Source organism: Variovorax sp. OK212 (genome assembly GCF_900112425.1).
Lineage (GTDB): Bacteria > Pseudomonadota > Gammaproteobacteria > Burkholderiales > Burkholderiaceae_C > Variovorax.
This window is the reverse complement of record NZ_FOLP01000001.1, coordinates 56,964-77,586: the sequence shown is the minus strand read 5'-3', so window position 1 is coordinate 77,586 and position 20,623 is coordinate 56,964. Positions and strand designations below refer to the sequence as shown.

Annotated in this window: 16 protein-coding genes; 7 read left to right on the top strand and 9 right to left on the bottom strand. The window is 70.5% G+C overall.

Features of this window, described 5'->3' with window-relative positions:
* Positions 1–30 precede the first annotated feature (30 nt).
* Entirely contained in the window at positions 31–1,011 is a 981-nt protein-coding gene (locus BM004_RS00260) for a hypothetical protein (protein WP_256219732.1), read from the top strand.
* Between the two features lie 41 nt (positions 1,012–1,052).
* Here the strand turns inward: BM004_RS00260 and BM004_RS00255 are convergent, their stop codons facing one another.
* Positions 1,053–1,262 (bottom strand): hypothetical protein, encoded by a 210-nt coding sequence (locus BM004_RS00255; protein WP_093126632.1) that lies wholly within the window; start codon positions 1,260–1,262, stop codon positions 1,053–1,055.
* A gap of 284 nt (positions 1,263–1,546) precedes the next feature.
* Between BM004_RS00255 and BM004_RS00250 the strand changes: the two genes are divergently transcribed.
* On the top strand, positions 1,547–2,272 hold the full coding sequence (locus BM004_RS00250; protein ID WP_256219731.1) for a hypothetical protein: 726 nt from the start codon (positions 1,547–1,549) through the stop codon (positions 2,270–2,272).
* Here BM004_RS00250 and BM004_RS00245 read toward each other — a convergent pair whose 3' ends face one another.
* On the bottom strand, positions 2,273–3,301 hold the full coding sequence (locus tag BM004_RS00245) for an AEC family transporter (RefSeq protein ID WP_093210531.1): 1,029 nt from the start codon (positions 3,299–3,301) through the stop codon (positions 2,273–2,275). It lies immediately after the preceding gene.
* A gap of 165 nt (positions 3,302–3,466) precedes the next feature.
* Here BM004_RS00245 and BM004_RS00240 point away from each other — a divergent pair, with 165 nt between their 5' ends.
* From BM004_RS00240 to BM004_RS00220, 5 genes are read left to right on the top strand one after another with little or no spacing between them, the layout of a single operon-like run.
* Positions 3,467–5,572 (top strand): ATP-dependent helicase, encoded by a 2,106-nt coding sequence (locus tag BM004_RS00240; protein WP_093126645.1) that lies wholly within the window; start codon positions 3,467–3,469, stop codon positions 5,570–5,572.
* Positions 5,569–6,063: a hypothetical protein gene (locus BM004_RS00235; RefSeq protein ID WP_093210529.1), complete on the top strand. Its 495-nt coding sequence runs from the start codon at positions 5,569–5,571 to the stop codon at positions 6,061–6,063. The genes BM004_RS00240 and BM004_RS00235 overlap by 4 nt, the downstream gene beginning before the upstream one ends.
* Positions 6,060–7,235, top strand: a complete 1,176-nt coding sequence (locus BM004_RS00230; protein ID WP_093126649.1) for a phospholipase A — start codon at positions 6,060–6,062, stop codon at positions 7,233–7,235. The genes BM004_RS00235 and BM004_RS00230 overlap by 4 nt, the downstream gene beginning before the upstream one ends.
* 32 nt (positions 7,236–7,267) lie before the next feature.
* Complete coding sequence (nadE, locus tag BM004_RS00225) at positions 7,268–8,131, top strand: ammonia-dependent NAD(+) synthetase (RefSeq protein ID WP_093210527.1); 864 nt, start codon at positions 7,268–7,270, stop codon at positions 8,129–8,131.
* Between the two features lie 5 nt (positions 8,132–8,136).
* Positions 8,137–9,558, top strand: a complete 1,422-nt coding sequence (locus tag BM004_RS00220; protein WP_256219730.1) for a coniferyl aldehyde dehydrogenase — start codon at positions 8,137–8,139, stop codon at positions 9,556–9,558.
* Between the two features lie 34 nt (positions 9,559–9,592).
* Here the strand turns inward: BM004_RS00220 and BM004_RS00215 are convergent, their stop codons facing one another.
* The 7 genes from BM004_RS00215 to BM004_RS00185 form a co-directional block, all read right to left on the bottom strand.
* Positions 9,593–10,966 (bottom strand): sigma-54-dependent transcriptional regulator, encoded by a 1,374-nt coding sequence (locus BM004_RS00215; RefSeq protein WP_093210525.1) that lies wholly within the window; start codon positions 10,964–10,966, stop codon positions 9,593–9,595.
* Between the two features lie 7 nt (positions 10,967–10,973).
* Positions 10,974–12,866 (bottom strand): sensor histidine kinase, encoded by a 1,893-nt coding sequence (locus BM004_RS00210; protein ID WP_093210523.1) that lies wholly within the window; start codon positions 12,864–12,866, stop codon positions 10,974–10,976.
* A gap of 137 nt (positions 12,867–13,003) precedes the next feature.
* Positions 13,004–14,353 carry a dicarboxylate/amino acid:cation symporter gene (locus BM004_RS00205; protein ID WP_093210521.1) on the bottom strand — a complete coding sequence of 450 codons (1,350 nt, stop codon included), beginning with the start codon at positions 14,351–14,353 and terminating at the stop codon, positions 13,004–13,006.
* 245 nt (positions 14,354–14,598) lie between these two features.
* Complete coding sequence (locus tag BM004_RS00200) at positions 14,599–15,846, bottom strand: tetratricopeptide repeat protein (RefSeq protein ID WP_093210519.1); 1,248 nt, start codon at positions 15,844–15,846, stop codon at positions 14,599–14,601.
* A 24-nt stretch (positions 15,847–15,870) separates the two neighbouring features.
* Positions 15,871–17,028, bottom strand: coding sequence for an HlyD family type I secretion periplasmic adaptor subunit (locus BM004_RS00195; RefSeq protein ID WP_256219729.1), 1,158 nt, complete (start codon positions 17,026–17,028; stop codon positions 15,871–15,873).
* Positions 17,021–19,195 (bottom strand): type I secretion system permease/ATPase, encoded by a 2,175-nt coding sequence (locus BM004_RS00190; protein WP_256219728.1) that lies wholly within the window; start codon positions 19,193–19,195, stop codon positions 17,021–17,023. The genes BM004_RS00195 and BM004_RS00190 overlap by 8 nt, the downstream gene beginning before the upstream one ends.
* Positions 19,192–20,619, bottom strand: coding sequence for a TolC family outer membrane protein (locus BM004_RS00185; protein WP_256219727.1), 1,428 nt, complete (start codon positions 20,617–20,619; stop codon positions 19,192–19,194). The genes BM004_RS00190 and BM004_RS00185 overlap by 4 nt, the downstream gene beginning before the upstream one ends.
* Positions 20,620–20,623: the final 4 nt, after the last annotated feature.

Genomic DNA, 20,623 nt, shown 5'->3' with positions numbered 1-20,623 from the left:
CGCGCAGGGTGCGCGCCCAGCCTGCGGGCGATGGATACACACGACATTTCGATTCCGGCCACACGCGCGGGCACCTACGGGGGCACCTGCACGGCCACCCACGCGGCCCGGCGCTTCGGCCTCAGTCTCTGCCTCGGGCTGATGTGGCTGGCGGCGGCCCTGGCGTTCACGCCGCGCAGCGCCATGGCGCAACCCGCCACCGCTACCGCCGCCACCGCCACCGACGGCGCGGCCGCGCTGCGCACCAAGCTGCAATCGCTCGCGCCGCAACTGGCGCGCAATGCCTTCAAGCGGCCGCTCACCATCGAATCGAACGAAGCATCCGACCGCTTGAGCGGCGATGTCTACGCGCTGGTCGGCCATCCGTTCGAGCGCGTGAACAGCGCGCTGCGCGAGCCGGCCGCGTGGTGCCAGGTGCTGATGCTGCACCTCAACATCAAGCACTGCGCCGTGAAAAGCGGCGGCGCGGGGCTGGCCGTGGCGGCCGGCCGCAAGTTCGACCAGCCGCTGTCGGACGCGCAGAAGCTCGACTTCGCCTACAGCGTGCGCAAGGCCGACGCGGACTACCTGCACGTGCGGCTGAGCGCGGCCAGCGGGCCGCTGTCCACGCGCGACTACGACATCGAGCTGGAGGCCGCGCCCGCGGACAACGGCAAGACCGCGCTGCACATGAGCTACGCCTATGCCTACGGCACCGCCGCGCGGCTCGCGATGAAGGGCTACCTGGCCACGCTGGGCAGCGACAAGGTGGGGTTCACGCGCCTGGGCCAGGCCGACGGTGGCGGGTTCATCGGAGGCGTGCGCGGCGTGGTCGAGCGCAACACCATGCGCTACTACCTGGCGATCGACAGCTACCTGGATGCGCCCGCGCCGGGCCAGCTCGAACAGCGCCTGGGCGAGTGGTTCGACGCCACCGAACAGTACGCGCAACAGCTGCACGAACTGGAGCGCACCGACTACATGGCCATGAAGCGCCACGAGTTCCAGCGCCTGCAGCAGCCCGCGTCCTGAGCGGGCTGCGCAGTCCGGTCACCGACCGACAGACCGCGGTTTCAGTGGTAGCCCGTGGGCTCCTTGCCCATGTCGACATAGCGCAGCTCGTTGTGCCTTCGCCGCGCGATGCTCGCCGGCCAGGCGAACACGACGAGGCTCAGCGCGGCGAGCGCTATCGCGGTGGCGGTGCCGAACTTGCCGACATGCCACAACCACCCGACTGCTGCGAGCCAGGACAACCACAGAAGGATGCGAACCAGAATTGCCATCGCGCGCCCCTATTCACACCTTTGACTTGGGGACACTGTAGCAGCGGTTCTGCAAACACAAGCATTCACCTGATGGCATAGCGGCCTCTATGCCTTACGGCCTGCCCGGACTACCCGAAAATTTGTGAAAAAACAGTTGACGCATCCCCTGGCGCTGCACAAGCTGTAACGGCGCGAACTCGCCGCGGGTTTCGCGTTCGAAGCATGTTCCGCTCATCTCCCGTGGGGTTCCCTTGGGGTGCCGCGGGGCCAGGTCCTCAAAGGTCGCCATGAAACCGCCGTCCATGTCTGGTTGGGTTCTGTCCGTCGCGTCGCTCGCCGGCGCCGGCGCGTGCATCGCGGGCCTTGCTCTTTCCTCGCAGCCGGCCCACGCGGCCGAACTGGGCCTGCAGGGCAGCCGGCTGGTGGTGTCGGGCATGCTCGACGGCACCGCCATCAAGGAATTCACCGACCAGCTCGCCAGCGGCACCGTCCACACCGTGGTCTTCGAAGACTCGTCCGGCGGCACCGCCGAAGCGGCCGGCGCCTATGCCGACGCCATCCGCGCGAGCGGCGTGCAGACCGAGGTGCGGGGCCAGTGCATGGCGGCCTGCGCCTATGCCTTCCTCGCGGGCAAGACGCACCGCTTCGGCTACGGCGGGCAGGTCAACGGCATCCTGCTGCCGGTGGCGGTGCGGCCCACGGCGGCCGAACTCGCGGTGCGCTGGCGCGGCGACGAAACCCACAAGACGCTGGCCGACTTCACGCCCTCGGCCACGTCCGCCACGCCTGTCTCGTCTGTTGCATCCGCCACCCCTGCCGCCATGGCCAAGCCGATCGAGGCCGGCGCCCCGGCGTCGCCCAAGGACAACTGGCAACCCGAGCACGGCGTGCTCTTCACCGCCAGCCCGACGCTGTTCGGCCGCGTCTACAACACCTACTACTGCGACGGCACGCAGGGCCGCGACTTCTCCAAGTGCGAGCGCCTGCCGGATGCCGACCCGTACAAGCTGGGCGTGCTGACCCCCTGATCAGTTCAGCAGGCCCACGGCCAGCGGGAAGCTGAAGAACGCCACCACCGTCGTCCACAGGATGATGCGGGCGATGCGCCCGTTGTCCGCGCCGAAGCGCTCGGCCAGCATCGACACGTTGCTGGCGCTCGGCAGCGCCGCCACCAGCACGATCGCCACCAGCGCCGCATGCGACAGCGGCAGCCCCAGCGCCATGGCGCCGAGCCCGAGGCCCCACACCATCAGCGGGTGCACCAGCAGCTTCACGGCCACCACCGGCAGCACGTCGGCCCACGGCGCCTTGGGCGCGGCCTTCAGCCCGGTGCCCATGGCCTGCGCCACCGCCTCGCTGGCGCCGTGCTCGCGCGCCACCAGCGCCGAACGCGCCAGCACCGCGCCGATGGTGAACAGCGCCACCGGCGAGGCCGCGTCGGCCAGCATCGCGACCGTGCGCTCGAGCGGGCCGGGCAGCTTCCAGCGCGCGGCCGACAGCAGCACGCCCAGCAGGATCGACCACGGCATCGGGTTGACCAGGATGCCGCGCAGCGCCTTGCGCGCCGCCAGCATGGCGCCCTGGCGGCCTGCACCCGCCGGGCCCAGGGCGCCGTCCAGCCGCGACAGCGCGATGCACAGCGAGGAGGTCACGACCAGGTCGAAGGCGATCGTGATGATCATCGGCCCCGCCGCCTGCGCCCCGAGGATGGCCACCAGCAGCGGCACGCCCATGAAGCCGGTGTTGGGAAACGCCGCCACCAGCGCGCCGAAGGCCGCGTCGTTCCAGCCGATGCGCGCATTGCGCGTGAACATCACCACGCCCGCCACCACCGCCAGCGCGCAGACGCCCCAGACCAGTGCGACGCTGCCGTCCAGCAGTTGGCCGATGGGCGTGCCCGCGCCGAAGCGCAGCAGCATGCACGGCAGCGCGAAATACAGCACGAAGGCGTTGAGGCCGGGAATCGCGTCCAGCGGCAGGATGCGCGCGCGGGCGGCGGCGTACCCTGCGGCGATCAACGCGAAGAAAGGGAAAGTAACAAGGAATACAGGCAGCACCCGCCGATTGTCATGCCTGCCAGAGGGGTCTCGCAGCGGCTGCAGCAGCCGTACAGAGGGGCGGACGGCCTACAGCCCCGGGAAGGGCGGTCCCCGTATCATTGCGCGCTTTCACGCTTTTCCCGTCCGCGGCTCCGCCGGGCGGCTTCCGGTTCCCCATCCCCCATGTCTCACGGTCTCAATCTCGCGCAGCAAGAAGCTGTCAACTACATGCACGGTCCCTGCCTGGTGCTTGCAGGCGCAGGCTCCGGCAAGACGCGGGTGATCACTCACAAGATCGGCCGGCTGATCCAGGCCGGCCTCGAGCCGCAGCGCATCGCGGCCATCACCTTCACCAACAAGGCCGCCGCGGAAATGCGCGAGCGCGCCAAGGACCTCATCGGCAAGGACGCGCGCAAGGTCGTGGTCTGCACCTTCCACGCGCTGGGCGTGCGCATGATGCGCGAAGACGGCGCGGTGCTCGGCCTGAAGAAGGCCTTCAGCATCCTGGACTCCGACGACGTCACCAAGATCCTCAAGGACGCCGGCGGCACCACCGACGCGGCCACCGCCCGCATCTGGCAGTGGACCATCAGCAAGTGGAAGAACATGGGCCTGAACGCGGCGCAGGCCGAGGCCCAGGCCGCCGACGACAACGAGCGCATCACCGCCAAGATCATGGGCCGCTACGAAGAGCGCCTGCAGGCCTACCAGAGCGTCGACTTCGACGACCTGATCGGCATGCCGCTGAAGCTGCTCTACGAATTTCCCGAGGTGCGCGCCAAGTGGCAGGCCGCGCTGGGCCACATCCTGGTGGACGAATACCAGGACACCAACGCCACCCAGTACGACGTGCTGAAGGCCCTGGCCGGCGAGAAGGGCCAGTTCACCGCGGTGGGCGACGACGACCAGTCGATCTACGGCTGGCGCGGCGCCACGCTGGACAACCTGCGCAAGCTGCCGGTCGACTACCCCGCGCTGAAGGTCATCAAGCTGGAGCAGAACTACCGCTCCACCAGCGCCATCCTGCGCGCGGCCAACAACGTGATCGGCCCCAACCCCAAGCTGTTTCCCAAGACGCTGTTCTCCGAACTCGGCGAAGGCGAGCCGGTGCGCATCGTGGACGCCGACAGCGAGCTGCACGAGGCCGAGCGCGCGGTGGCGCGCATCGTCAGCATCCGCGCGGGCGACTCGCTCACGCAGGGCAAGCAGTACAAGGAGTTCCGCGACTTCGCCATCCTGTACCGCGCCAACCACCAGGCGCGCGTGTTCGAGCAGGCGCTGCGCAAGGCGCAGATCCCGTACAAGGTCTCGGGCGGCCAGAGCTTCTTCGACCGCGCCGAAATCAAAGACCTGTGCGGGTGGTTCCGCCTGTGGGTCAACAACGACGACGACCCCGCGTTCCTGCGTGCCATCACCACGCCCAAGCGCGGCATCGGCCACACCACGCTGGCCAGCCTGGGCACCTTCGCGAGCCAGTACAAGCTGAGCCTGTTCGAGGCGCTGTTCAGCCCCTCGCTGCCCAGCGTGATGCCCAAGCGCACGCTCGAGGGCATCCACGAGTTCGGCCGCTACATCAACGACCTGGAATACCGCGCGCGCCGCACCATGGGCGCCGAAGACTCGCGCACCTTCATGCTCGACTGGCTGAAGGAGATCGACTACGAGAAGCACCTGTACGACGGCGAAGACAGCGAGGCCGCCGCGGCCTCGCGCTGGACCAACGTGCTGGAGTTCGTCGACTGGATGTCGCAGCGCGCCGGCGGCACGCTGGACGACACCTCGGGTGCCGACAGCAACATCGAGACCGAGCGCAAGAGCCTGCTCGAGGTGGCGCAGACCATCTCGCTGCTGTCCACCATCAGCGAGCGCGAGCAGGACCAGGACGTGGTCACGCTGTCGACCCTGCACGCCTCCAAGGGCCTGGAGTGGCCGCACGTGATGCTGATCGGCGTGAGCGAGGGCCTCCTGCCCTTCAAGCTCGACGACGACAACGGCCGCCAGCAGGTGGTGAGCGACGAGACCCAGCAGCGCCTGCAGGAAGAGCGCCGCCTGATGTACGTGGGCATCACCCGCGCCCAGCGCAGCCTGGCCGTGAGCTGGACCAAGAAGCGCAAGCAGGGCCGCGAGATGGTGCCCTGCATTCCGAGCCGCTTCATCGCCGAGATGGGCCTGAACAAGGAAACCATCAAGGAAGACCCGCGCGAAAAGCTCAAGGCGCTGCGCGCCGAGTTCGCGCGCAAGGCCCAGGACAGCGCGGCCAAGGCGGCCGCCGCCGCGGCGGCGCCATGACGGCGGCGCGCACCACGCTCAGCGCCGCGCTGCTGGCCGGCGCGGCCCTGCTGGCCGGCTGCGCAGGCACCGGGAGCAACGGCCGCACTGCCGACTGCCCCACCGACGCCACCGACGCACGCGACCTGCCCGCGCAGGCGCTCTACGGCCGCTGGGAGGCGCGCTTCGACGGCCTGCCCGCCGTGGCCGCCGTGCAGCTGGGCAAGCACCCCGACTACGAAGGCGTGCGCGGCACCATCTCGCGCAACGCATCCAACGCCGCCCGGCCCACCGTGGCGCAACTCGCGGGCGACGTCGACGACGAAGGCGCCCTGTCCATCGACGAATCGCTCGACGGGCGCGCCATCAGCGGCGTCTGGTCGGGCAAGCTCCAGGCCGGTTCGTGCGGCCGCGAGTTCAGGGGCACGTGGCGCAACGCCGCCGACGAGAGCGTTCATCCGTTCGTGCTCAGCAAGACGGTCGTTCCGGCCGCACCGCAAGGAAAGCAATGAAGACCCCACGATCCCCTCGTTTCAGATTCAGTGCGCTCGCGGCGGTGGCTGCCTGCCTGGGCGGCGCGGCCGGCGCGCACGCGCAGGCCGTCGACAAGCCCGCCAGCCCGCTGGCCGACGCGCAGCTCACCTGGCAGCAGTGCAGTGCGCTGGGCGCCAACAACGAAGCGCGCCTGGCCTGCTTCGACCGCTGGGCACAGCAGCAGACGCTGCCGCCGGTGTCGGTGCCCGTGGCGCCGCCCGTGCTCGCGAGCACGCAGGCACCGCCGGTGGACGCCTCGATCCCGGCCACGCGCGTGGTCTCGGTGGCCACCACCGAAGGCTGCCGCGACCGCCAGTACTCCACGCTCTCGCGCTTCTGGGAACTGGAGAACGCCACCGACTGCGGCACCTTCGGCTTTCGCGGCTACCGGCCGCTGAACGTGTCGGTCTCGGCCGCCACCAAGCGGCCCGAGACGCCGACCTCGCCCTCGGCCGACCACACCGCCGACCCGGTGGCCTACCAGGCCAACGAGATGCGCATCGGCCTGTCGGTGCGCACCAAGCTCGCGCAGGGCCTGCTCACGCAGAACGACCCGGCCAAGAAAGACTCGCTGTGGTTCGCCTACAGCCAGCAGTCGACCTGGCAGCTGTTCAACGGCGCCATCTCGCGGCCCTTCCGCACCACCGACCACGAACCCGAGCTGATGTACGTCTACCCGACCGACTTCAAGCTGCCGGGCGGCTGGCGCTGGCGCTACGCGGGCCTGGGCATCGTGCACCAGTCGAACGGCCAGACGCTGCCGCTGTCGCGCAGCTGGAACCGCGTGTACCTGATGGGCGGCGCCGAGCTGGACGACCGCTTCACCATCACCGGGCGCATCTGGAAGCGCATTTCCGAGAACGCCGCCAAGGACGACAACCCCGACATCGCCGACTACATCGGCCGCGCCGAAGTCACGGGCCGCTGGAACTTCAACCGCGACAACCAGTTCGGCATCACGGTGCGCAACAACCTGCGCGACAGCGGCCGCGGCTCGATCCGCCTCGAGTGGCTCAAGGCCATCGGCGACCCGACCAAGAGCAACCTGCGCTTCCACACGCAGCTGTTCTCGGGCTACGGCGACACGCTGGTGGACTACAACCGCAAGCGCACGGTGCTGAGCATCGGCCTGAGCCTCGTCGACTTCTGACCCTCTTCATTCCTCACACGCCGTTCCACACCATGAGCGAAGACCTCACCCCTGCCGACGCCACGCAACGTGAAATCATCGCGGCCCTGCATGTCGCGCCCGTCTTCGATGCCGCGAAGGAACTGGCGCGCCGCGTCGACTTTCTCGCCGGCTACCTGAAGCAGACCGGCCTGAAGACGCTGGTGCTGGGCATCAGCGGCGGTGTCGATTCGCTGACCGCCGGCTGCCTCGCGCAGCGCGCCGTCGAGAAGCTGCGCGCCGCAGGCCACGACGCCACCTTCATCGCCATGCGCCTGCCCTACGGCGTGCAGAAGGACGAAGCCGAGGCGCAGGCCTCGCTCGCGGTGATGAAGCCCGACCGCACCGTCACCGTCGACATCCGCCCCGCGGCCGACGGCATGCTGGCCGCGCTGAAGGCCGGCGACCTGAAGTTCCGCGACGCGGCGCACGAAGACTTCGTGCTCGGCAACATCAAGGCGCGCGAGCGCATGGTGGCGCAGTTCGCGGTGGCCGGCGCGCACGACGGCATCGTCATCGGCACCGACCACGCGGCCGAGGCGCTGATGGGCTTCTTCACCAAGTTCGGCGACGGCGCGGCCGACATCACGCCGCTCACAGGCCTCAACAAGCGCCGCGTGCGCGCGGTGGCGCAGCTGCTGGGCGCGCCCGACACGCTGGTCTACAAGGTACCGACGGCCGACCTCGAGTCGCTGGTGCCGGGCAAGCCCGACGAAGACGCCTTCGGCGTCACCTACGAGCAGATCGACGACTTCCTCGAAGGCAAGCCGGTGTCGGCCAGGGCGCGCGAGATCATTCTCTCGACCCACCGCAAGAGCGCGCACAAGCGCGCGCTGCCGGTCGAGCCCGCGCCCCCTGCACCTGTTTCGGCGAGCTGAAGCCGATGACGCACGAAGCCATGACGCAACACCACATGCGCCAGGGCTTCGATGCCCTGCGCGCCGCAAGCCTGCGCACCCCCACGCCGCCCTGGCCTGAACGCGCCGACCGCCTGAAGCGGCTGCGCGCGCTGATGCTGGACCATCGCGCGGAAATCGCCGCGGCCATCAGCGCCGACTTCCACAACCGCGCCGTGCAGGAAACCGAGCTCGCCGAGCTGTTCCCCTCGCTCGAGGGCATCGACCATGCGCTGCGCCACGGCAAGCGCTGGATGCGCGTGAAGCGCCGCGCCACCGGCCTGTGGTTCAAGCCGGCGTCGTCGCGCCTCATGCCGCAGCCGCTGAGCGTGGTCGGCATCGTGGTGCCTTGGAACTACCCGCTGTACCTCGCGGTGGGACCGATGACCGCGGCGCTGGCCGCGGGCAACCGCGTGATGGTGAAGCAGTCGGAATACACGCCGCGCTTCGCCGAGCTGTTCGCCGCGCTGGTGCGCAAGAGCTTCGCGCCCGACGAGATCCTCGTGGTCAACGGCGACGCCGAGGCCGCGCGCGCGTTCTCCGCCCTGCCCTTCGACCACCTGCTGTTCACCGGCTCCACCGCCGTCGGCCACCACGTGATGCGCGCCGCCAGCGAGAACCTCACGCCGGTGACGCTGGAGCTCGGCGGCAAGTCGCCCGCGATCGTCGGGCCCGGCGCCAACTTCGACAAGGCCGTCGAGCGCATCCTCGTGGGCAAGACGCTCAACGCGGGCCAGACCTGCATCGCGCCCGACTACGTGCTGCTGCCCGAAGGCCAGCAACAGCGCTTCGCCGACGCGGCGCGTCGCGTGTTCGCGGCCATGTACCCGTCGATGGCGGGCAACGCCGACTACACCAGCATCGTGAGCCCGCGCCACTTCGCGCGGCTGCAGGAGCTCGAGGCCACGGCCGTGCAGCAGGGCGCCACCGCGCAGCCGCTGTGCGCCACGGCGCCCGACGCCGCCACGCGCTGCTTTCCGCCGGTGCTGCTGACCGGCGTGCACGACGGCATGCGCGTGATGCAGGAAGAGATCTTCGGCCCGCTGCTGCCGGTGCTCACGTACAAGGGCACCGACATCGGCGAAGCCATTGCCTATGTCAACGCGCGGCCGCGCCCGCTGGCGCTCTACCTGTTCGAGAAAGACCGCGCCACCATCGAGCGCGTGATGCACGGCACGGTGGCCGGCGGCGTGTCGATCAACGAGACGCTGATGCACGTCGCGCAGGACGACCTGCCCTTCGGCGGCGTCGGCGCGAGCGGCATGGGCTCGTACCACGGCGAGTACGGCTTCCAGACCTTCTCGAAGCTCAAGCCGATCTTTCACCAGTCGGCGTTCAACGGCGTGGGCCTGTTCCGCCCGCCCTACGGCAAGACCTTCGCGCGGATGATGAAGCTGCTGCTGCGCTGAGCACCAGCCGAGGCCAGCGCCCAGGTCGGCTGGCCTACTTGAACTCGTCCACCGCCACGCCCAGCTTGCGCACCTTGTCGTGCAGCGTCTGGCGCGCGATGCCCAGCGCGGCCGCCGTGGCCGGCTGGTCGCCGCGCTGGCGGCGCAGCTCCTCGACGATCACCGCGCGCTCGAACGACTCGACCTGCTGCGGCAGCCCGCGCGGCAGCGCCGGCACGCCTTCCGCACTGCTGCCACCACCGCCACGTGCCAGCGTGAGCCGCTCGCCGAGCAGCCCCAGCACAAAGCGGTCGGCCACGTTGCGCAGCTCGCGCACGTTGCCGGGCCAGGCGTAGGCCATGAGGTCGGCCAGCTGCGCGTGGCTCAAGAGCGGCGCGGGGCGCTCGTAGCGGCGCGCGGCCTCCAGCGTGAAGTGCTCGAACAGCAGCGGGATGTCCTCGCGCCGCTCGCGCAGCGGCGGCAGCTCGATGAAGGCCACGCCCAGGCGGTAGTACAGGTCGGCCCTGAACTTCTGCCGGTCGCTCATTTCCTTCAGGTCGTCCTTGCTGGCGGCCACCACGCGGCAGTCGAAGGGAATGGTCTTGTTGGAGCCGATGCGCTCGATGCTGCGCTCCTGCAGCGCGCGCAGCAGCTTGATCTGCACCGCCATCGGCATGCTCTCGATCTCGTCGAGGAACAGCGTGCCGCCGCTGGCGTATTCGAACTTGCCCACGCGCGCGCGGTTGGCGCCGGTGAAGGCGCCGGCCTCGTGGCCGAACAGCTCGCTCTCGGCCAGCGCCTCGGGCAGGCCGCCGCAGTTCAGCGGCACGAAGTGCTGGCGCCGGCGCGCGCTGTGCTCGTGCAGGCAGCGCGCCACCAGCTCCTTGCCGGTGCCGGTCTCGCCGTAGACCAGCACGTCGGCCGAGGTCTCGGCCAGCGTCTTCACGGTCTGGCGCACCTGCTGCATCTGCGCCGAACGGCCGATCAGCACCGACTGGATGCCTTGCCAGTTCTCCAGCGCGTCGCGCAGCGCGCGCACCTGCAGCGTGAGCTGGCGGCGCTCGATGGCATGGCGCACGATGGCCACCAGCCGCTCGGAGCTGAAGGGCTTCTCGATGAAGTCGTAGGCGCCTTCGCGCATGGCCTGCACGGCCATCGCGATGTGGCCGTGGCCGGTGACCAGGATCACGGGCAGCTCGGGGTCGGCCTGCTTCAGCTCGGGCAGCCACTCGGTGCCGCTCATGCCGGGCAGGCGCACGTCGCTGATCACGATGGCGGGCACGCCGAAGCCGATGTGCGCACGCGCGCGTTCGACGCTGGGAAAGGACTCGACCTCGAAACCGGCCAGGGTCAGCACCTGGGTGGTGCTGACGCGGACGTCTTCGTCGTCCTCGACCAGCATCACCCGGATGGCGGGGGCTTCGCTCACGGGGGGATCACTCCTGTTGTGCAATGGAAAGGGGGGAATCTGGGGAAACAGAAACGGCGCAAGGGACAGGCGGGTTGTGTATCACGGCAATGGCGGCGGGCAGGTCGATCACGAAGCATGCCCCGCCGGTCTCCAGGTTGGCCGCGCGCAGCGTGCCGTCCATGGCCCGCACCAATTGTGCCGAGATGACGAGGCCCAGGCCCAGCCCCGACCCCGCGGGCTTGCGGGTCACGAAGGGCTCGAACAGGCGCGGCAGGATGTCGGGGTGGATGCCGGGGCCGGTGTCGGTCACGCTCAGCAGCACGCGGCCGTCGGCATCGGCCGCCGGGCCGCCCTTGTGCCGCGCCTCCAGCCGCAGCGTGCGCAGCGGCGCGTCCTGCATGGCGTCGATGGCGTTGCGCATCAGGTTGGCCAGCACGCTGCCCAGCGCGGCCTCCTCGGCCATGACGCTCAGCGTGGCGGGCTGCACGTCGACCTGGACGGTGACGCGCACCTTCTTCGAGGCGTCGGCCACGATCACCTGCGCGTCGGCAATGGCCTGCGACAGCAGCAGCGGCGCCAGCGGCAGCTCGCTCTTGTGCGCGAAGGTCTTGAGCTGCGAGGTCAGGCGCGCCAACCGGTCGACCATGTTGCGGATGCGCTCGAGGTTGCCGCGCACATCGTCCAGCCGGTTCCTGTCGAGCAGGATGCCGGCGCTCTCCGACAGCGTGCGCATGGCCGTGAGCGGCTGGTTGAGTTCGTGCACCACGCCGGCCGACATCTGGCCCAGCGCGGCCATCTTGCCCGCGTGCACCAGCTCGCCCTGCGCGGCGCGCAGCTGCGCGGTGCGCGCCACCACGGTCGACTCGAGCGTGTCGTGCGCGGCCTGCAGCGCGGCCTGGTCGGCCAGCTTCTGGCGCACCGCGCGGCGGCGCTGCCACAGCGCGACGGCCACCAGCAGCAGCACCGTCATCGCGAGCGTGGCGGTGATGGCCGTGTTGCGCGCGGCCACGCGCACCGGCGCCAGGTCGTCGAGCACCATCAGCTGCCAGGGCGCGCCGCGCAGCGTGCGGGCGGTGGCGAGCTGGTCGCGTCCGTCCAGCGAGATCACCTGCACGTCGCGGTCGAGCGATTCCTTCTGCGTCCACTGCAGCGGCTGCAGGCTGGCCTCGCCATAGGGGCGCGAGCGCAGCACCTCGGCGCGCTGCGCGGCATCGAGCGGCAGCAGCGGCCTGAACTTCAGGTCTTCCCGCGTGACCAATATCACCACGCCGCGCTGGTCGATCAGCGCCACGTCGCCCGGCAGCTTGCGCCAGGCGCGCTCGGCCTCCTCCAGGTTCACCTTGACCGCCACCACGCCGCGCTGCGGCTGGCCGCGCCGCAGCGCATACGACAGGTAGTAGCCCGGCCGCTTGCTGGTGATGCCCACGCCGTAGAAGCGGCCGCGGCCCTGGCCCAGCGCGTCGATCACGTAGGGGCGGAACGACAGGTCCTGGCCCAGCGTGGTGCCGGGCTTGTCCCAGTCGGAGGCGGCCAGCGAGGTGCCGCCGCCGTCCAGCACGTAGAGCATCTCGGCGCCCGCCGTGGCATTGACGCCGTCGAGGTAGCGGTTGACCGCGTCGCGCAGCTGCATGTCGGAGGGCGTGCCGAGCAGCGCCGGCACGATGGGCGTCATCTCCAGCAGCGCGGGCAGGTAGTCGAAGCGGGCCAGGTCGGCGTCCAGGCCGGTGGCGAGCATGTCCAGCCGGTGCTCGGCCGCCTCGCGCAGTCGCGCCAGGCCGGCCTGCATGGCGAGCTGGTAGCCGGCAAAGGCGGCCACCGCCACCAGCGCCAGTGCGCCCAGCCAGCGCGGCAGGCCGCGCCAGCCCCGCGGGGGGTCGGCGGGTACATCGATGCGGCGAACCGGCTCCCTTGGAATCATGAGAGCGTTATTGCACAAGGCCGGGCCGCCCGCATCAGTGGCAGCCCGATGACCCCGGGGAGGGCCGCGCCCTCCTCTTCTTTTCTGGCCGGGCCCGGTCCGCGAAGGCCCGGGCCGCTATGCGTTCAGGTGCGCGTTCAGGCCTGCTTCGGCATCCGCACTTCGGTGGCGTCGAGCACGCGCTCGGGCTCGTCGGCTTCCGCCGCGCTTTCCTGGTTCAGGTGCTGGTGCATGCGCACGGTGTCGAGGTCGCCGGTCCACTTGGCCACCACGATCGTGGCCACGCCGTTGCCGATCAGGTTGGTCAGCGCGCGCGCTTCCGACATGAAGCGGTCGATGCCCAGGATCAGCGCCAGCCCCGCCACCGGCACGTGGCCCACCGCCGACAGCGTGGCCGCCAGCACGATGAAGCCGCTGCCCGTGACGCCCGCGGCGCCCTTCGAGGTGAGCAGCAGCACGGCCAGCAGCGTGAGCTGCTGCGTGAGGGTCATGTCGGTGTTGGTCGCCTGCGCGATGAACACGGCCGCCATGGTCAGGTAGATCGAGGTGCCGTCGAGGTTGAACGAGTAGCCCGTGGGCACCACCAGGCCGACCACCGACTTCTTCGCGCCCAGGTTCTCCAGCTTGGCCATCAAGCGCGGCAGCACCGATTCGCTGGACGAGGTGCCCAGCACGATCAGCAGCTCTTCCTTGATGTACTTGATGAACTTCCAGATGCTGAAGCCGTGGAACCTGGCGATGCCTCCGAGCACCACGAAGATGAACAGCAGGCAGGTGGCGTAGAACGTGACCATCAGCTGGCCCAGCTGCAGCAGCGAACTCACGCCGTATTTGCCGATGGTGAAGGCCATGGCGCCGAAGGCACCGATGGGCGCGAGCTTCATGATGTAGCCGACGATCACGAAGAGCACGTGCGAGCCCTTCTCGATCACGTCGAACACCAGCGTGCCGCGCCCGCCGAAGCGGTGCAGCGCGAAGCCGAACATCACCGCGATCAGCAGCACCTGCAGGATCTCGCCCTTGGCGAAGGCATCGACCAGCGTGTTGGGAATGATGTTGAGCACGAAGTCGGTGGTGCTCTGCATCTTGCCGGGGCCGGTGTAGGCCGCGATGCCCTTGGTGTCGAGCTGCGTCACGTCGACGTTCATGCCGGCGCCGGGCCGCACGATGTTGATGATCACGAGGCCCACCACCAGCGCGATGCTGCTCACGATCTCGAAGTACAGCAGCGCCAGCCCGCCGGTCTTGCCGACCTTCTTCATGTCTTCCATGCCGGCGATGCCCACCACCACCGTGCAGAAGATGATCGGCGCGATGATCATCTTGATCAGCTTGATGAAGCCGTCGCCCAGCGGCTTCATCGAGGCGCCGGTGTCGGGGTAGAAGTGCCCGAGCAGCACGCCCAGCACGATGGCCGTGATGACCTGCAGGTACAGGGACTTGTAGAAGGGCTTGGGTGTGTTCGGTTGTTCCGCGGGGGTGCTCATGGTGTGTCTCCAGTCTCGTGGCCGGGCTCGCAACGGGAGGCACGGCCGGCCGGATCACTCAGCAATCGACATGCCACGGCCGGCATGGGCCGCAGGCGGTGCTAAGTCGTTGATTTCATTGGGTGCGGTGGCGCGGCGCCGCGGCCGGCCTGCCGATGGTCCGGATGGCGCGGGCGGTGTCCGTCCGATCCGCCGGACCGATACCCTCGGGAAAACCCTCAGGCCCTCGCGAGACGGGGTTCGGCTCAGCGCGTGACGACCTTCCACCGCCCCGCCGCCAGCTCGGCCGCATAGGGCGCGGGAATGCCGGCGATGAAGCCGTTGCCGGACACGACGGCGTCGTAGGCGCACACCGCCTGCCCCGCCGCGTCGTACAGCGTCCACGTGACCGGCTGGCCGTCGGGCGCGGCGTGCGCCACGTGCATCGACGGCGCGCCGATGTTCGCGCCCACGTGCGCGTAGCGCGGCTCCACCGCCATCGGCGCGTGCGCGGGAAAGGGCAGGCTGCCGGGCAGGTCGAACCAGGCGTCGTGCATGAGCAGGCTGTGCTGCGCCACCCGCCAGACGCGGTGCCGCAGGAAGTGCTGGTCGGCATAGCGCGCCGAGAACGGCCGGCCCTCCAGGTACGCGCGCATGTCGCCCGCCAGGTCGCGGAACATGCCCGTGCACGCGCCCCACAGGCCGGCCAGCATCAGCTCGGAATGCGTGGGGTAGTCGCGCATGGCGTGGAACCAGCGGTCCGACGCGCACCACGCGCGCACGGCCGCTTGGTCGCGCGTGGACAGCAGCGCGTCGGCGTCGCGCAACTGCACGCGGTCGAGCCCGCGGTCGTCGAGCGCAAGAAAGCGCCACATCGTGCCGGGCAGGTCGTGGCCCTCGGCATGGCGCATGTCGATGACCGACGCGCCCTCCCCCGACAACCGCTGCCGCACGGCCTCGGGCACCGAATCGTCGAGGTAGAAGCGGCAGGTCCACTCCGGAAACAGCGCGCGCCCCGCGCGCGCATTGAGCACCGCCATCTCGCAGTAGCGCGGGTCGCGCCCGAAGAGGCTGAAGGCGATGGCATTGCGCTCGCGCGCCGCGGGGTCGAAGGGCTTCAGCACCGGCGCGGCGTGCGTGGCGGCCGGCGTCTCGCGCTCGGCCTCCTGCAGCTTCAGCCGCAGCGACGCGGTGCCGTGGTCGCGCACCTCGTCGCGCCGGCCCAGCTGCCCCGCCGCTTCCGCCAGGCCGTCGTAGGTGTTCGCGGTCTTCAGGTGCTGCACGGCGCGGCGGTAGGTGTCGTAGGCCTGCTGCGGCTGGCCCAGGCGCATCTGGCACAGCGCCATGTCGGCCAGCGGCTGCGGGCTGTGCGTGGCGTGCCAGGCCTGCGTGGCGAACTTCAGCGCCTGCGTGAAGTCGCCCTGCGCGAAAGCGGCACGGAAGCGCTCGCCCATCAGGTTCAGCGCCTGCTGCGTGACGGCGGGCGCGCGCCGGGGAATGGACGGCCTCTTCATGGCATCCCGCTCCTGTCGATGGGCCTACCGCTCGCGCAAGGCCTCGCGCGCCTTGTTCAGCGGCTTCAGCAGGTAGTCGAGCACGGTCTTGCGGCCGGTGTGGATGTCGACCGTGGCGATCATGCCGGGCACGATCGGAAAGCTCTCGCCGCGCTTGTTCTTCAGGTGGTCCGCATCGGTGCGGATGTACACGCGGTAGTAGTACACGTCGCGCTTCACGTCGTCCTGGATGGTGTCGGGCGAGATGATGGTCACCTTGCCCGGCAGCCCGCCGAAGATCGAATAGTCGTACGCCGTCACCTTCACCGTCGCGTCCTGCCCGGGGTGGATGTAGGCCACGTCGCGCGGCGAGATGCGCGCCTCCACCAGCAGCTTCTCGTCGAGCGGCACGATCTCCATGAGCTTGCCGCCCGGCGGCAGCACGCCGCCCACCGTGGTCACGGCGATGTCCTTCACGATGCCGCGCACCGGCGAGGCGAAGGTCAGCCGCGTGAGCGAGTCGGAGCGCCCGCGCGTCACCGAGCGCTGCGCCTCGATCTCGGCATTGGCCCTGGTCAGGTCCTCGCGCGCCTTCACGTAGTACTGGCTCTTCAGGTCGGCTGCCTTGGTCTCGGCCTCGTTGATCTGGCGCTTCAGCCGCAGCACCTCCACGTCGCTCGCGGCACCGCGCGACACCAACGGCTCGGTCAGCGCGAGTTCGCGGCGCATGAGCACCAGCGCCTGCGTCACGCCCGCCAGGCTGCTGCCAAGCTGCTCGCGCCGCGACTGGTACAGCGCCGTCTCGCCGCGCACGAGTTCGGGTTCCTCGCGCACCTCGGGCGGGAACACCAGCGGCGTGCCGCCGACCTCGGCCGTGAGCCGCGCCGCCATGGCCAGCGCGGCGCGCACGCGCGAGGCGCTTTCCTGCACGGTCGATTCGGTCTTGGTGCGGTCGAGCTGCGCCAGCACCTGCGCGGCCTCCACGATGTCGCCCTCGCGCACCTTGAGGTCGACCAGGATGCCGCCCTCGAGCGACTGGATGGTCTGCTCGCGCGACGACGGCACCACCTTTCCGGTGCCGGTGGACACCTCGTCGAGCTGGAAGAACCAGGCCCAGGCGAGCAGCACGGCAAGCAGCGCGCCCACGATCCACACCACCAGCGAGGCGCGCGGCAGCGGCGGTTCCACGGACGCGTCAGGCATGGCCATTCGAGAGCTTCCCCAGTATCTGGTCCTTCGCGCCGTCCATCACGATGCGCCCGCCGTCGAGCACCACGATGCGGTCCACCCACTGCAGCACCGGCATGCGGTGCGTGGCCACCACCAGCGTGCGCGGCGCGGCCCAGGCGGCCACCGCCTCGATTACCTGGCGCTCGGTCACCTCGTCGAAGTGCGCGGTGGGCTCGTCGAGCAGCACGATCGAGGGCTGGCGGATCAGCGTGCGCGCCAGCAGCAGCGCCTGGCGCTGCCCGCCCGACAAGCCCAGCCCGCCTTCGTGAATCAGCTCGTCCAGCCCCTCGGCGCGCGAATGCACGAAGGGCAAGGCGCCGGCCATGGCAACGGCCTCCAGCACCTGCGCGTCGGTGGCCAGCGGCATGCCCAGCGTGACGTTTTCGCGCACCGAGCCGTGGAAGAGCCGCGCGTTCTGCGTGAGCAGCCCCATGTCGCGGCGCAGGTCGGACGGGTCGATCAGCCCGATGTCGAGCGCGTCGAGCGACACGTGGCCGCGCTGCGGCGCGTGCAGCCCGGCCATGAGCTGCAGCAGCGTCGACTTGCCCGCGCCCATGCGCCCGAGCAGCGCGACCTTCTCGCCGGCGCGGATGCGCAGCTGCGGCACCGCGAGCGCCGGGCTGCGGTCGTCCTTGCCGTAGCGGAACTCGACGCCCGCCAGCTCGTAGTTGCCGTGCAGCGCGCTCACGTGCACGCGCCGCGCGCTCTCGGGCTGGTCGACCGGGCGCTGCATGAGCTGGTCGAGCCCGGCGCGCGCCACCTTGGCCTGCTGCCAGCGCGCGAACACGCCCGACAGCTGCGCCAGCGGCGCGATCATGCGCGACGCCAGGATCGACGCACCCACCAGCGTGCCGGTCGTCATGTCGCCCTTGATCACCAGGAAGCAGCCCGCCAGCAGCACCACCGCGTAGACGATGCTCTGCACCTCCTGCGTCCACGTCATGAGCAGGCCGGTGATGAAGCGCTGGCGCATGCCGATGCTGGCCGACACGTCGTTGGCGTGGTTCCACTGGTTCTGGAAGCGCGGCTCGGCGCGCATGAGCTTGATGTCCTCGATGCCTTCCACCGCCTCCACCAGCAGCGCGTTGCGCAGCGCCGACTCGCGCATGCCCTCGTTGGCCAGCCGCGCGAGCGGCCGCTGCACCAGCAGGCCCGGAATCACCAGCAGCGGCACCGCCGCCAGCGCCACCAGCGCCAGCGGCCCGGCCACCAGCCACAGCACCACCAGGAAGAGCAGGAAGAACGGCAGGTCGGCCACCGCGCCGATGGTGGTGGAGGTGAGCAGCTCGCGCACCTGCTCCACCTCGCGCACCTGCGCGATGAAGGAGCCGGTGGAGCGCGAGCGCGCGTCGGCGCGCACGCGCAGCGCATGGCCGAACACCAGGTCGGACACCTTCAGGTCGGCGCGCTTGCCGATCAGGTCGGAGATGTGCGTGCGCGACACGCGCAGCATCAGCTCGAACACGATCGCGATCATCACGCCGCCGAACAGCACCCACAGCGTGGACTCCGACTGCGCGGGCACCACGCGGTCGTAGATCTGCATCGAGAAGACCATGCTCGACAGCGCCAGCACGTTGGCGAAGACCGAGGCCAGCACGATGTCGCCGTAGCGGCGCCAGTCGCGCAGCGCGATGGCGCGGAACCAGTCGGCGCGGTAGGGCTTGATGTAGTCGTCCACCCGCGCGTCGGGCACCGCGGTGTGGGGCCGCAGGATGGCCACGCGCCTGGCGCGGCGGCGCAGCTCGGCGGCCGCCAGCGGCGTCTCCAGGCCCTGGTCGCCGCCGAGCAGCACGCCGAGCCGGCCATGGCCGTCGGCCGCGCGCACCACGCCGACCTGCCCGTCTTCGAGCGCCACCACCAGCGGCAGCCGCCACGGGTCGAGCAGCGCGTCGTCGAACTCGGCCCAGCGCAGCGCCAGGCCCAGCTGGCGCGCCATGTGGTCGAGCAGCGTGTCCAGCGGCGCGTCGTGCTCCCAGGCCATGGCGACGCGCACGCCCTCCTCCGAGGCGCCGATGCCGTAGTGGCGCGCGACGTAGACCATGGCGGCGAGCCAGCGGGCGTGCTCGCTGGTTGCATCGCGGGACGTCTCGAGGCTGTCATCGAGCCTCGGCTCGACCGGTTGGCGCATGTCGTTCATGGCAGCAGCTCCATGCCTTGCACGGTGGTGTTGTCCAGCCCGTAGAAGGCGCGGGCCTGGCCGGTCGCGCCGATGTAGCCGACGCGGCTGGCCCACAGGTCGTGCAGCACGGCCTCCTGCTCGGCCGCGGCCTGGTAGATCTCCTGCTCGGCGTTCAGCAGGTCGAGGATGGAGCGCGTGCCCAGCGTGTACTGCTCGCGGTAGAGGTTGCGCGCCTCCACGATGCTGCGGCGCCGGTCGGCCAGCACGCCCAGCCGCGCCTGCGCGCCGATGACCTGCTCGCGGAAGTTGCGCGCCTGGTCGCCGGCGTTCAGCCGCGCGGTCTCGATGCGCAGGCGCGCGGCGTCCTCGGCCGCGGTGGCGGCGCGCACCTGCGCGTCGAGCGCGCCGCCCTGGTAGATCACGCTCGACAGGTTGAACATCACCGTGTGGTACGTGCCGTTGCGCTCCAGCGTGGCGGGGTTCACGCCGCCCACGGCCTTGTTGACGGAGGCGTCGATGCTCAGCGTGGGATAGCGCTGCGCCCGCGCGATGTCCAGCTGCGCCGACGCGGCGCGCCGCTCGGCCTCGGCCACCAGCACCTCGGGCAGCAGGCTGCTGTCGGGCAGCGCATCGACGCGCAGCGTGTTCGCCAGCCCGTCGGGCAGCTGCGCCATCAGCGGCGGCACCGAGCGGCCCAGCAGCGTGCCCAGGCGCTCGCGCCATTGCGCGAGCTGCGACTTCACCTGCAGCAGGTTGGCGCGCGCGCTGTCCACGCGCGACTCGGCCTGGATCGGGTCGGCCCTGGTGCTGATGCCCGCGTTGGCGCGCAGCCGCGCGGTCTCCAGCACCGCCTCCACCGCCTGCACCTGGTCCTGCGCGATGGCGTAGAGCGACTGGTAGCGGTGCGCCATGACCACCGCCTCGGCCGCCTGCTGCGCCACCGCGTCGATCTGCTTCAGGATGCCCGCCTGCTGGCGCCGCACCAATGCCTCCGACTGCGCCACCGCGCCGTCGACCTTGCCGAAGTCGTACAGCATCTGCGACACGGAGGCCGAGGCCACGGTGCCGGTGCGCCCGCCCTGCGAGGCCGGCGCGCTGCTGGTGCCGCCGCCCACGCCCACGCGCACCTGCGGGTAGTAGCCGGCGCGCGCCACGTCCACGCCGCCGGCCTGCTGCGCGAGCGTGGCGATGGCATCGGAGATCGACGGATGGCGCGCCACCGCCTGGCGCACCGCCTCGTTCAGCACCAGCGGCTGCGTGCTGGCCGGCGCCTCGGGCAGCGGCGCGCCGGGGCGCACCTGGAGTTCCTGCGCGAGCGAGCTCGGCGCGAGGCGGCGCGCGACCTTGAGGCCGCCGTCGTCCGCCCGCGCGGCGCCCGTCAGGCCCGGCAGGCCCGAAAGGGCCAGCGACGCGCACACGGCAAGGGCGATGCGGTGCTTCACCACC